This is a genomic window from Photobacterium sp. Hal280 (genome assembly GCF_037162255.1).
Taxonomy (GTDB): Bacteria; Pseudomonadota; Gammaproteobacteria; order Enterobacterales; family Vibrionaceae; genus Photobacterium.
The window spans coordinates 1-13189 of the sequence record NZ_JARLUO010000003.1 but is presented as its reverse complement, the minus strand read 5'-3'; the positions used below and the strand labels follow the sequence as shown (position 1 = coordinate 13189).

Sequence of the window (13189 nt, the reverse complement as noted above, 5' to 3'; positions counted from 1 at the left end):
ACAGCCGAAAAAGGTGAAATCGTTACGCTCGCAGCCCGGTATCAGGTGGTGATTCAGCTGGCTGGCGTCCAGATTTTGGTCAGGGTATCAATCAGGCCGGCACTGGCACCCTGCGTCCCTAAAAATTGCGTGATAATGGGAACGAACTGACTGATCATACTAGCGTCTAATCCAAGTGCAGTGAACACTGGGCCGAGGGCATCCATATTGTTCAGCATGCCGCCCAGTCCGGCTGGAATGGCGTCCATCAGGTTTTCTGAACCCGGGATCAGCTTGGTCAGCTCAGTGGCCTGATCGCCGCTTAACTGGCTGGCCGCCATAGACAGCAGTGCACCGGCGCCACCCGCAGCCTGTTCAGTACTGACACCGAGCTGATCGGTCAGCATGCTGGCAAGGGGGTTATCGGCCAGGGCTTCCATTTTATCGTCACCGCCGCCGAATAAATCGGACAGGCTAAAAGCATGGGCGGCAGGGCTCAGTGCCAGACAGGCCAGTAATGGCATCGCAGCCAGCCAGAAGCGTTGGAATAGAGCTCGGGTCATAATGTTCTCCTTAGAATCGTGACGAGGTTTCCCGTGGGGAAGGCGTAAGCTACTCTAAGCGTAGTCTGGAAAAGAAAAAGAGGGCGTCTGTCAGGTTATTGTCAGGGTATGTTGCTGATATGAGACAAAAAAAACGGTGCCGAAGCACCGTTTTTCAGAAGGGCGCAGGACTTACAGAATGTCCAGCAGCTCAACTTCGAAAACAAGTGCAGCGAAAGGTGGGATGGCAGCACCTGCGCCACGCTCACCGTATGCCAGGTTTTGCGGAATAAACAGTTTCCACTTAGAACCGACAGGCATCATTTGCAGCGCTTCTACCCAACCTGCGATCACGCCGGTGACTGGGAATTCTGCTGGCTGACCGCGTGAGACTGAGCTGTCGAAGACAGTACCGTCAGTCAGTTGACCGTGATAGTGAACACGAACTTGCTTGTCAGACGTTGGGATGTCGCCGTTACCTTCAACCAGGACTTCGTACTGAAGACCGGATTCGGTGACTGTTACTTCTGGACGCAGTGCGTTATCTTTGAGGAAGGCTTCACCTTCAGCAGCGGCAGCTTGCGCTTGTACCTGACGAGCTTCTTCCGCGCGGGTGTGCAGATCACGCAGTGCGTCGTTGATGTCGTCTACAGCGATTTCTGGCATGTCGCCAGTCAGCGAGGTGGCAATGCCTTTGGCAATGGCAGCAACGTTCAGGCCTTCCAGGCCACTTTGAGCCAGTTGCTGGCCCATTTGCAGACCAATACCGTAGCTCGCTTTAGTTTCAACTGTATCTAGTTTAACGTCAGACATAGTGTCGTCTCTTTATGTCGAGTGAATTAAGCGGGCAGGATAACAGTTTCAACCCTCAGGGGTAAACTTTTGTGAACAGAGGTCGCATCAAAGCGTGACCCTGAAGTTTTGGCGCAGAGTGATGGAGAGTAGTTGTTATGGGACAAGCGAAACGCCGTAACCGGAAGAAATCGGCCCCGGCCCTGACACAGGTGTCGCTGACGGAGTGGAAGACCCGGCTCAGCCAGCTGAACTGGCGTGCAGCCGGCCAGATGCAATGGCAGAAGGCCCGGCTGAGGGTACAGCCCTACTGGCAGCAATTACCCGGGTTTCATCGCAAAGCCTTGCTGGTACTGATCCCTGTGGTGGTTGTGCTGTTGCTGCTGCCGGCCTCAGAACCCGAGCTCAAGATTCCCGGCAGCGAACCTGTGCGTCAGGAAGTGGCGCTGAACCTGGATGAGCCCGCGCGTTTACCCGTCGGCCAGCGTCCGGAGCCGGCATCGCCGCCTCGTCCGGCAAATACCACTGCTGTGGCGTCGCAAACCGCGGTGACGACGTCATCGTCTTCAGTGAAAACAACGCCCCGGCAGTCAGCGTCTTCAGAAAACTGGCGGAGTTATGAAGTCCAGAAAGGGGAAACCCTGGCGACCATCTTTCGTGCCAAGTCGTTACCTTTGACCGATCTCTACGCCATTGCTGCGATTGAAGGCAAAGACAAACCGCTCAGTTACATTAAATCCGGCCAGTTATTGCGCTACAAACAACTGGCCAACGGCGATCTGGATGTGCTGCAGATTGAGAGCCGGGAGGGCGATCCTGTGATGTTCTTCCGCCGTTCTGACGGTAGTTTCGCCCGCGGTCATTAACGGATGTGTCAGGCGGCTGCCGGGTTTTTCGTCAGCCGCATATCAATGTGGGGAATGCCATCCTCCAGGTATTCGTCTGAGCTGGGCTCAAAGCCAAATCGTCCGTAATAACTCTGCAAGTGTGACTGTGCGCCGATTTCAATATCCTGTCCCGGCCACAGTTGCTCGGCGTATGCCAGCCCTTGCGTGAGCAAGATATTTCCCATCCCTTTGCCCCGCGCCGCTTCTGCGGTAATCACCCGTCCGATACTGACACAGTCGTAAGTTGTACCCGCCGGTAATAACCGCAGATAAGCCATCAGAATGCCATTGTCATAAGCAATTAAATGATGCACACCCTGAGCTTTGTCGTGGCCGTCGAGTTCCGGATATGGGCAGTTCTGTTCAACCACGAACACATCGACCCTGAGTTTCATGATGTCATAGAGTTGATCAGTGGTGAGCTGATCAAAGCGAAGGCATTGCCATTGCATTGATTGTGTCCTTTTGCTGCTGTTTCTGTACCTGCTCGTCAGCATAAAATGCGTGATGAAATCCCGCAACCGGCGTTTATTTCCCCGGCGCGGCCAGATGACGCTGCAGGCTGTCCAGCTGACTCAGTGACAGGTTCAGAAACGAGGCCAGTTGCGATGCTGTGATGTGTGTGACCAGCTCACCGACGCTGTCTGTGAACAGAGCATAGCGTCGGGCCGGGCTGTACAGGCGCATGAACTGCTCTTTCTGCTCCCGGAACAGCAACTGCCGCTCGGCCAGAGCCATATACAGGCCTGGCATGTCTTGGCGCCAGCCAAGGATCAGATTTGCTGGCAGTGTCTGAATCAGGCAGGGGGATAAGGTTTCCAGCAGATAGGGAGAGCCTTCATCGGTCAGCAGGCTTTCAAAGCCAATCAGCAGATCCTGCTCCCAGAAGAAATCTCTGCTGATGGTTTTGCCGTCTCCGGTGAGATAGCAGGCATGGCACAGGCCATCAATCAGGAAAAATGCCTGTGAGGCCAGTTCTCCCTGATTCACCAGGACATGCCGGGTAGGGAGCTCTAAGGATTCGGCCTGCGACAGTGCCTGATCAATCGTGATCTGATCGGCACCGTGCAGAGCCAGAAATTGCGCGAGTGGTGTAGTCATCATGTCTTGTCGCTGTTGAGGTCTTCTTTCTTTAGCTTACCAAAAATACCGCGACCATTGGCCGCGGTATCGGGATATCGTGAAGCGGTTTTGAGATCAGTGCTGCAGGTCAATCCGGTAAACCGCAAAGCCGGCTGCATCGGTCGCCACTTGTTGCATTGGATACTGACCTTTGTCTTTGATAAAGGAGGCCGCTTTGTCACTCGGCGAAGTCTCAAAACGGATATCCAGCGGCGTTGTGCTTTTGAGCGGTGTAAAGCGCCAGTTATTATCGGCACTCGGTATCACTTGTCCCTTCTCTTGACTGACCCGGCTGATGTAGCTGGCCAGCACAGTGCGGTTTTCATCCGGGGCCGCAAAGGCGATGAATTGCTCGCCCGTACCGGCAAACTTGGCACTGTAAGCGCGGTAATTGTTGGTGGCAATCAAAAAGGGTTGAGCCGGATCAACCGCTTTGCCCTGATAGGTCAGTTGGCGGATGCGCTCGGAAGCCGGGTTGATCAGCTTGCAATCGCCGTCGTAACGGGCGGGCTGGGAGACATCGATCTGGTACTGAACACCGTCAATCACATCAAAGTTATAGGTACGGAAGTCTTCCCAGTTGATCAGCGACTGCGGCGCGTCTGAGTTGAGATCGATCTGGTTAAATTGTCCGGCAGAACACTCCAGCCATTCTTTGACGTCTTTGCCGGTCACTTTCAGCGCCACCAGAGTATTGGGGTACAGGTACAGATCTGCCGCGTTGCGGAAGGTCAGCTGACCGGCTTCCACTTCGGTGTAGTTGCCCGGATCGTTCGCCCGTCCGCCCGCCTTGAACGGGGCGGCTGCCGACAGCACAGGCAGGCCGTCTAAATCCGGATCGCCCTGAATAAAGCGCTCTACATAATCTTTCTGTGCCAGGTTCACTATCTGGACGGTCGGATCATCCTGTACCAGCGCCAGATAGCTGTACATGACGTCACTGGCTTTGCCGATGGGCTGGTTGACGAATTCACGCGTCCCCTTGTGATCCGCCATCACGGCTGCGACCAGTTTACTGTCTGCCGCCACCTGTGCTTTGCCGTCGGCAAATATCGGGCGGGCCTGGGTTTGACGGTCGGTCACCGTCCACTTGCCATCTTGCCGGGTCAGCGCCAGATCGATCACCCCCAGGTGATCCCCCCAACGGCCGGGCATCACAGCCGCGACACCATTGATCGTGCCTTTTGCGATGTCGGTATTGGGCAGGCTGGCAAAAGTTTGGCTCGGAAAAACGGCGTGGGCATGGCCGAAAGCGATCGCATCGATGCCTTCCACTTCTGTCAGGTAATAAACCGAGTTTTCCGCCATGGCATGGTAAGGATCGGCAGACACGCCTGAGTGCGGAATCGCGACGATGACATCAGCGCCTTCGGCTTTCATCTTCGGTACGAAATAGTCTGCGGTTTGCTTGATGTCTCTGGCGCTGACCTTGCCTTCCAGGTTCTTTTTATCCCAGGTCATAATCTGCGGCGGAACAAAACCGATGTAGCCGATCTTAATGTCATGCGCTGCGCCGTCGGTATCTTTCAGGCGATAGGTTTTAATCAGATAAGGGGTAAAGAGGTTTTTTCCCGTCTTGAGGTCGTAGACATTGGCATTGATATAGGGAAAGTTGGCGCCTTTTAATGCTGTTTGCAGGAAATCCAGCCCGTAGTTGAACTCGTGGTTCCCTATGTTGCCGACTTCGTAATCGAGCGGGTTCATGGCTTTATAGACAGGGTGAACACTGCCGTCTGCCAGTCCTTTGGACGCGATGTAGTCGCCCATCGGGCTGCCCTGGATCAGATCGCCGTTATCAACCAGCACACTGTTCGTAACTTCGCGCCTGGCCTGCTCGATTAAGGTCGCGGTCCGGACCAGCCCGGTTTTCTCGGTTGCTTTATCTTTGTAGTAGTCGTAGTCCATGACATTGGCGTGAATGTCTGTGGTTTCAAGAATGCGCAGCTGAATGGTGTCTGCCAGTGTCGGAGTTGCTGTTGCCAGCAGTGCGCCCAGTACGGCAAGTGAAAGCGGTTTTGCTCTTAAGGACATGATTTCACCGTCTTTATGAAGAAATTAACGCGCTAAAAGTAGCAAAAATACTGTCGCTGAAATGCAACCGCTTATCAGATATGTGACCTGAGTGTGCTTCCTTGATCTGTGCATCGGGTTTCTTTCCTGAACTGCCGTGTTCCAGGGCAGGAAATTGACCTAAGGGTTAGATCTTAAAGGCATAAGATAAGCATTTTTTGATGTAAAAAAGCGAGAAAGTGATTGTTTTATACGGAGTTAGGGACGAATTGCTGCCATATCCGCAAGGATTGCACCCACAGGAGAGTGAAGTCAGCCAAGCTAAACTTTTGGGAATAAAAAATGAAATTTTAGAATTTCAGGTAATATCCTGCCCCGTCTATAGTGCTGTTACGTACAGAGAGTAAGAGCAGTGACTATGGACTATTTACCTATTTTTGCCGATTTAAAGCGTCGTCCATGCCTGGTGGTAGGCGGTGGAGAAGTGGCCTGGCGGAAAACCCGGATGCTGCTCAAAGCCGGTGCCGACGTTCGTGTCATTGCTCCTGAGCTGAATGCTGATTTTCAGCAGGCGTTGAATAACGGCGACATCACCCTGCTTGCTGAGCAATTTATACCAGAACACCTTGACGGTATTTTTCTGGCGATTGCAGCCACCGATCGCAAAGCCATCAATGCGCTGGTGTACCAGTCGGCCAATCAGCGTCAGGTGCTGGTGAATGTGGTGGATGATACCCAGCGGTGCAGTTTTATTGTGCCATCCATTGTTGATCGCTCTCCTCTTATTGTCGCGATTTCTTCTTCCGGCAAAGCGCCGGTCCTGGCGCGTTTGGTTCGTGAGAAGCTGGAAGCCTTACTCCCTCAGCACCTTGGCAAGATGGCAACCCTGGCAGGCCAGTTTCGCGATCGCCTCAAGAATTCAGTGCAAAGCCTCTCTGCCCGCCGTCTGTTCTGGGAACAGGCATTTGACGGCCGTTTCGCAGAGCTGGTTGCTACCGGACAAGACAAAGAAGCGGAGCAGGAATTGATCCGCCAGTCCCAGCAGGTGACTACCCAGGGACAGGTGGCATTGATCGGCTCCGGCCCCGGCGACGCCGGTTTGCTGACCCTGCGTGCGCTGCAGTTGATGCAGCAGGCCGATGTGGTGCTGTATGACTATCTGGTCTCAGATGAAATTATGGATCTGGTTCGCCGTGATGCGGAGTTGGTCTGTGTCGGCAAACGCGCTGGCTACCACAGTGTGCCGCAGGAAGAAACCAACCGTCTGCTGGTGGAATATGCCCGTCAGGGCAAGCGGGTGGTTCGCCTGAAAGGCGGTGATCCTTTTATTTTCGGTCGCGGTGCCGAAGAGCTGGAAGTGCTGTTTGATGCCGGTATCCCGTTCCAGGTTGTGCCGGGTATTACCGCCGCAGCCGGTGCGACAGCCTATGCCGGTATTCCTCTGACACACAGAGATCACGCACAAAGTGCCATGTTTATTACCGGTCATACCAAACCGGACAGCGATAACCTCGACTGGTCAACACTGGCCCGTGGAAAGCAGACGCTGGTGATTTATATGGGACTGATGAAATCAAGCCATATTCAGCAACAACTGATTGAGCATGGCCGCGCCGCAGAAACGCCGATTGCGATTATCGAGCGTGGCACGCAGGCATCACAAAAAGTCTTCAGAGGCCAACTGAGCGAACTGGCTCAACTGGCTGAACATGCAGAATCGCCGTCACTCATTGTGGTGGGTGAAGTGGTGACTCTGGCGGATAAATTACATTGGTTCGGAAAGCAGGAACAACAAGGGCAACCACACCCCGCTGTCGTGAGCCTGGCTTAACATGGAGAGAAAGATGGATCCGAAACGCCTTACCCACCTTAAGCAGCTCGAAGCGGAGAGTATTCATATCATCCGTGAAGTGGCCGCTGAGTTTGATAACCCTGTGATGATGTACTCCATCGGTAAAGATTCGTCGGTGATGCTGCATCTGGCCCGCAAAGCCTTTTATCCGGGAAAAATTCCTTTTCCGCTGTTGCACGTTGATACCGACTGGAAATTCCGCGAAATGATTGAGTTTCGCGATGCGACAGCGAAGAAATACGGGTTTGACCTGCTGGTGCATAAAAACCCGGAAGGCATGGCCATGGGGATCAGCCCGTTCGAACATGGCTCGTCCAAGCATACCGATATTATGAAAACCCAGGGCCTGAAGCAGGCACTGAACAAGTACGGTTTCGACGCCGCCTTTGGTGGCGCCCGTCGTGACGAAGAGAAATCCCGTGCCAAAGAGCGCGTGTATTCTTTCCGTGACAAGAACCATACCTGGGATCCGAAAAACCAGCGTCCTGAGTTATGGAAGACCTATAACGGCCAGATCAACAAAGGCGAGAGCATCCGTGTGTTCCCGCTGTCGAACTGGACCGAGCTGGATATCTGGCAATACATCTATCTGGAAGGCATCGACATCGTGCCGCTTTATCTGTCTCAGGAACGTCCGGTGGTTGATCGCGACGGCATGCTGATCATGGTGGATGATGACCGCATGAAACTGCGTCCGGGAGAGCAGATTGAACACAAGAGTGTACGCTTCCGCACCCTGGGCTGTTACCCGCTGACCGGGGCGATTGAATCTGAAGCCAAAACCTTGCCTGAGATCATCGAAGAAATGCTGGTGGCCACCTCCAGTGAGCGTCAGGGACGGGCGATCGACCACGATCAGTCGGGATCCATGGAATTGAAGAAACGTCAGGGTTATTTCTAAGGAGTCGGGACATGAACAGCGCAATTCAACAACAAGTAGCTGAGCTGGGCATTGAAGCTTACCTGGATCAGCACCAGAACAAGTCTCTGCTTCGGTTCCTGACCTGTGGTTCAGTGGATGACGGCAAAAGTACGCTGATTGGCCGTCTGCTGCACGATTCACAGCAAATTTATGAAGATCAACTGGCCGCGATTCATGCCGACAGCCAGAAAGTGGGCACCACAGGCAGTAAGCCGGATCTGGCGCTGCTGGTTGACGGCCTGCAAGCGGAACGTGAGCAGGGCATCACGATTGATGTGGCTTACCGTTATTTCTCGACCCAGAAACGCAAGTTCATCATTGCAGACACTCCTGGGCATGAGCAGTACACCCGCAACATGGCGACAGGAGCCTCGACCTGCGATGTGGCGGTAATCCTGATCGATGCCCGTAAAGGTGTCCTGGATCAGACCCGCCGTCACTCTTATATTGCCAGCCTGCTGGGAATTCGCCAGTTTGTAGTGGCCGTCAACAAGATGGATCTGGTCGGTTTTGAGCAGGCCCGCTTCGAGCAGATCCGGGATGATTACCTGGCGTTTGCTGAAAAGCTCAATGCTGATATCAATATCCAGCTGGTCCCGCTGTCTGCGCTGGAAGGCGACAATGTCGTCACCGCCAGTGAATTGACACCCTGGTATGAGGGCGAGCCGCTGCTGTCTTTGCTGGAAAGTGTTGAAATCAACAAAAAAGTGGACGGCGAACTACGCTTCCCTGTGCAATACGTGAACCGTCCGAACCTGGACTTCCGCGGTTTCGCGGGCACATTGGCATCCGGTACTGTGTCTGTCGGTGATGCTGTGAAAGTCTTGCCTTCAGGTAAATCTTCAACGGTTGCCCGGATTGTGACCTTTGACGGTGATCTGGAGCAGGCTCATTCGGGTCAGGCAATCACGCTGACGCTGAACGATGAAATTGATATCAGCCGCGGTGACACGATTGTTCATGCCGGTGACGAAGTGGCTCTCAGCAATCAGCTACTGGCTGATATTGTCTGGATGGCAGAATCACCATTGGAAACCGGTCGTCAGTACGATATCAAAGTGGCCGGTAAGAAAACGCTTGGCTCGGTCAGTGCGATTCGTCATCAGGTGGATATTAACAACCTGGACACCTTTGCCACCGATGTGCTGCCGCTTAACGGTATTGGTCTGTGCGAAGTGGTACTCAATGAGTCGATTGCGATCGATGCTTATCAGAATTGTGCCGATACCGGTGGCTTTATTCTGATTGATCGCCTGACGAATGTGACTGTCGGTGCTGGCATGGTGCGCGAGGCGCTGGCTGAATCCGCATCGTCTCAGCAGGCATACAGTGCTTTTGAAGTTGAGCTCAACGCGCTGATCCGCAAGCACTTCCCACACTGGGATGCTAAAGATCTCAGTAAGTTGCTGGGGTAATGCCAATGGCATGGGAACAAGCGCTGGTACTGGCGATGCTGGTGGTGATCATCACCTGTTTGATCACCACCAGAATCAAACCTGCCTATTTGTTTGCAGGGACAGCCTTTATTGGTTTTCAAACCGGGATGATAGAGCTGTCAACTTTGGCGAGTAACTTCACCAACGCGTCGTTGCTGACCCTGGTCCTGCTGATCCTTGTTTCCATTGCGCTTGAAAAAACGCGCCTGATCAGTTGGGTCGGGCGCCAGATTTCTCAGGGAGGACAAACGTCTGTGGTGGCCAAACTTGGTCTGTCGACGGCCTTCCTGTCTTCCTTTACCAATAACACGGCCGTGGTGGTGTCCTTGATTGGCGCTGTCAAGCGTAATCAGCGCCATGCGCCGTCTCGTTTGTTAATCCCACTGTCGTATACCGCCATCTTAGGCGGTACGCTGACCCTGATTGGTACCTCGACCAACCTGATTGTGAACAGCTTTGTCGAAGATGCAGGATTACCCAGTCTGGGATTTTTTGCACCATCAATGATTGGATTGGCTGTGTTGCTGGTCGGGCTGGTTTTTCTGATCCCCCTCAGCCATTTTCTACCGAATTACGATGACAGCAGCCAGGATGAACTGCCGTACTTTCTGGAAGCCAAAATCGAGCCGACCTCATCGCTGGTTGGTAAGTCGGTTGCTGAAAATGGTTTACGGGCACTGCGCCGCTTGTTTCTGGCGGAAATCATTCGTGACGGCAAGACCATTGCCCCTGTGTGTCCCGAAACAGTATTACAGGCCGGTGACAGTCTGCTGTTCTGTGGTGATATCGAAAGTGTCACGACCTTACAGGAAATCGACGGACTGAGGTTATTTGGCCAGCACCACCTCAATGGACAGTCCATGATGGAAGTGGTGGTCAGTCATTCCGCCGGTATTCGGGGTAAAACGCTGAAAAGCGTGCAGTTCCGTGAACGTTTTGATGCGGTGGTGGTGGCGATCCGTCGTGGCCATGAGCGTCTGGCCGGCGGACTGGGTAATATTGAACTGCATCCCGGTGATACGCTGGTGATCGTGCCCGGCAAAACCTTTCATGAGAAAAAGCAGACGCTGAACCGTGAATTTGTGCTGATCAACGGCCTGGATTCCAGTGCCCGGCTGGACAGCACCAAAAGTATGGCCGTGCTCGGCGGTTTCGTTGCCGTGATCACCGCGGGCCTGTTGGATGTTTTACCGCTGATCAAAGGGCTGGCCGGTTATCTGTTACTGTTGCTGGCAACCTGCATTATCAGCTTTGCCGAAATTCGCCGCCGTTTTCCGATTGACATCGTGGTAATTGTCGGCTCGGCATTATCACTGGCGCAACTGATGCTTGCCAGCGGTCTGTCTGAGCGGATGGGCAATATCATGATGACATCCTTTAACGGCTGGGGCGTCTACGGCGGGTTAGTGGCCGTGTATCTGCTGACCTTGCTGATGACTGAGCTGGTAACTAATAATGCTGCGGCAGCTTTGTCTTTCCCTTTAGCGTACAGTCTGGCACTGAGCTATGGGGTCGATCCGATGCCCTTTATTATGGCAGTGCTGTTTGGGGCCAGTGCCAGTTTTATTTCACCTTATGGTTATCAGACGAATCTGCTCGTTTACACCGTAGGCAACTATAAGTTGCGAGATTATCTACGGATCGGATTGCCGTTTTCCGTGATGTACTCAGTGGTCGTATTAGCCCTGATCCCGCAGTTCTTTCCTTTTTAATGTGTTTTAGCAACGGAGTGTAATATGACCGCTGTCGTTCAACCCCATGAAAATGAAAACGTGGTCTGGCACAATCACCAGACAGATAAAGCACAGCGTGCTCAGTTAAAAAATCAGAGACCCTGCGTGCTGTGGTTTACCGGGTTGAGCGGTGCTGGTAAATCAACAGTCGCCGGCGCACTGGAAAATCGCCTGACTGAACAGGGCTTCCATACTTATCTGCTGGATGGCGATAATGTTCGCCATGGCCTGTGCAAGGATCTGGGTTTCTCTGCAGAGGATCGTAAGGAAAACATTCGGCGCATCGGGGAAGTGGCTAAGTTGATGGCGGATGCTGGTCTGATTGTACTGACCGCGTTTATCTCTCCTCATAGAGCTGAGCGCCAGTTGGTTCGTGAACTCCTGCCTGATGGAGAATTCATTGAAGTCTTCGTGGATACACCTCTGGCAGAATGTGAAAAGCGCGATCCGAAAGGCTTGTATAAGAAAGCCAGAGCGGGAGAGATTAAAGACTTTACCGGCATCGATTCTGAATATCAGCCGCCGGCAAATCCTGAGATTCATCTGCAAGCGGGCAATGCATCGGTTGGTGAGCTGGTGACTCTGTGCGTGGAAGCATTAAAACAGCGTCACATTATTTAAGACAAGGAGTACAGCGTGAGCGCACTACTGGAGTCTGTCTATCAGGTTGCACTGGAAGCAGGGCAAGTCATCATGGACTGCTATCACAGCAATGTCCGGGTTGAGGAAAAAGCGGATAAGAGTCCGGTCACTGAAGCTGACCTGGCTGCCAATGCGGTGATCGTCCGCCATTTATTACAGCTTACGCCCGATATCCCAATTCTCTCTGAGGAATCCGCACATACTGAATGGCGCGACCGTCAGCACTGGCAATCATTTTGGCTGGTGGATCCGCTTGATGGAACAAAAGAGTTTCTTCGGAAAAACGGCGAGTTCACGGTGAACATCGCCTTGATTAAAGAAGGCAGGCCTGTGCTTGCCGTAGTGCATGCGCCTGCTTTGGGTAAAACCTGGCTGGGAGACGGTCATAAAGCCTGGTTACAAACCAAGGCTGGTCGGGAACCAATCCGAGTGAGAGAAGCAACAGTGCCGACCGTGGTGGGTAGCCGTTCTCATCCAAGCCCGGACATGGCTGACTTTCTCAATAAGTTGGGTCAACACAAGATGACTGAGGTCGGGTCATCCCTGAAATTTTGTCTGGTTGCAGAAGGAAGGGCGCAATTCTACCCACGTTTAGGGCCAACCATGATGTGGGATACCGCTGCCGGTCAATGTATAGCAGAAAGTGCAGGTGCATCCGTTACCTTATTTAATCAAGAGCCACTGCAATATCACAGGGAAGAGTTGCTGAACCCTTCTTTCCTGGTTCGCTGTAAGTAAATGCTTTTATGCCGTCGGGGTAACCCGACGGGTTGCTCTTCTGCTCTAGTAGGTTGAGCTGATCGTTTCCTCGGTTGCTACGCTCTCCTCTGAGTCTCTGTTTCTTTATCTTGTCTGTCCCATGCCTGTTTTGGCTGTTTTTTGTGTTTTTTATCAGTTTCAGAGCAAAAGGTAGCCGGTTGCAATGAAATCACCAAAAAACACTTGCTGCTTTCAGCTAACCCCCTATAATGCCGCCTCACTGACAGGGCACACACGGGTTTGAATAAGTTCTTGGTAACTTGTGAATAACTTGTGTGAACTGAAAGTGGCGTAAAAAAGAAAGAGAAACAGGGTTGACACTCGTTTTTGTTTTTGTAAAATGCGCACCCTCACCGAGTAAAAGGTGCTAAAGGTTTAAAACCTTAAGTTATCTTTGGTGAGCTCTTAGTTAAGAGGGTGTTTGAGAAAGTTTTTCAAAATAACGCTTGACTGAGAAAAAATGCTGGGTAGAATACGCAGCCCTGACCAACGAGACATAACGTTGCGTCAACG

At 52.8% G+C, this 13189-nt stretch carries 12 protein-coding genes; 7 read left to right on the top strand and 5 right to left on the bottom strand.

The features are described 5' to 3' along the window. Window positions 1-53: 53 nt before the first annotated feature. A complete protein-coding gene (locus tag P4S53_RS07455) occupies window positions 54-542 on the bottom strand; it encodes a DUF2780 domain-containing protein (RefSeq protein WP_234203604.1) in 489 nt (162 codons plus the stop codon). A 171-nt stretch (window positions 543-713) separates the two neighbouring features. Further along, window positions 714-1334, bottom strand: a complete 621-nt coding sequence (locus P4S53_RS07450) for an FKBP-type peptidyl-prolyl cis-trans isomerase (protein ID WP_337112173.1) — start codon at window positions 1332-1334, stop codon at window positions 714-716. Between the two features lie 137 nt (window positions 1335-1471). On the opposite strand from P4S53_RS07450, the gene P4S53_RS07445 reads away from it, so the two are divergent. Beyond that, window positions 1472-2179: a LysM-like peptidoglycan-binding domain-containing protein gene (locus tag P4S53_RS07445; protein ID WP_337112172.1), complete on the top strand. Its 708-nt coding sequence runs from the start codon at window positions 1472-1474 to the stop codon at window positions 2177-2179. An 8-nt stretch (window positions 2180-2187) separates the two neighbouring features. On the opposite strand, the gene P4S53_RS07440 is transcribed toward P4S53_RS07445, so the two are convergent. From P4S53_RS07440 to P4S53_RS07430, 3 genes are all read right to left on the bottom strand, one after another. Continuing rightward, a complete protein-coding gene (locus P4S53_RS07440; RefSeq protein ID WP_337112171.1) occupies window positions 2188-2652 on the bottom strand; it encodes a GNAT family N-acetyltransferase in 465 nt (154 codons plus the stop codon). Window positions 2653-2728: 76 nt separating this feature from the next. Continuing rightward, on the bottom strand, window positions 2729-3304 hold the full coding sequence (locus P4S53_RS07435) for a Crp/Fnr family transcriptional regulator (RefSeq protein WP_337112170.1): 576 nt from the start codon (window positions 3302-3304) through the stop codon (window positions 2729-2731). Window positions 3305-3397: 93 nt separating this feature from the next. Next, the gene (locus tag P4S53_RS07430; protein WP_337112169.1) at window positions 3398-5353 is read right to left on the bottom strand and encodes a bifunctional 2',3'-cyclic-nucleotide 2'-phosphodiesterase/3'-nucleotidase; all 1956 of its coding nucleotides are present in this window, start codon (window positions 5351-5353) and stop codon (window positions 3398-3400) included. A gap of 397 nt (window positions 5354-5750) precedes the next feature. On the opposite strand from P4S53_RS07430, the gene cysG reads away from it, so the two are divergent. From cysG to cysQ, 6 genes are read left to right on the top strand one after another with little or no spacing between them, the layout of a single operon-like run. Next, complete coding sequence (gene cysG, locus P4S53_RS07425) at window positions 5751-7163, top strand: siroheme synthase CysG (RefSeq protein WP_337112168.1); 1413 nt, start codon at window positions 5751-5753, stop codon at window positions 7161-7163. 13 nt (window positions 7164-7176) lie between these two features. After that, the gene (gene cysD / locus P4S53_RS07420) at window positions 7177-8085 is read left to right on the top strand and encodes a sulfate adenylyltransferase subunit CysD (RefSeq protein WP_027254018.1); all 909 of its coding nucleotides are present in this window, start codon (window positions 7177-7179) and stop codon (window positions 8083-8085) included. Window positions 8086-8096: 11 nt separating this feature from the next. Continuing rightward, a complete protein-coding gene (gene cysN, locus P4S53_RS07415; protein WP_337112167.1) occupies window positions 8097-9521 on the top strand; it encodes a sulfate adenylyltransferase subunit CysN in 1425 nt (474 codons plus the stop codon). Window positions 9522-9526: 5 nt separating this feature from the next. Beyond that, a complete protein-coding gene (locus P4S53_RS07410) occupies window positions 9527-11254 on the top strand; it encodes an SLC13 family permease (RefSeq protein WP_337112166.1) in 1728 nt (575 codons plus the stop codon). Window positions 11255-11278: 24 nt separating this feature from the next. Further along, the gene (cysC, locus tag P4S53_RS07405; RefSeq protein WP_337112165.1) at window positions 11279-11896 is read left to right on the top strand and encodes an adenylyl-sulfate kinase; all 618 of its coding nucleotides are present in this window, start codon (window positions 11279-11281) and stop codon (window positions 11894-11896) included. 15 nt (window positions 11897-11911) lie between these two features. Beyond that, window positions 11912-12655, top strand: coding sequence for a 3'(2'),5'-bisphosphate nucleotidase CysQ (gene cysQ / locus P4S53_RS07400; protein WP_337112164.1), 744 nt, complete (start codon window positions 11912-11914; stop codon window positions 12653-12655). Window positions 12656-13189 lie beyond the last annotated feature (534 nt).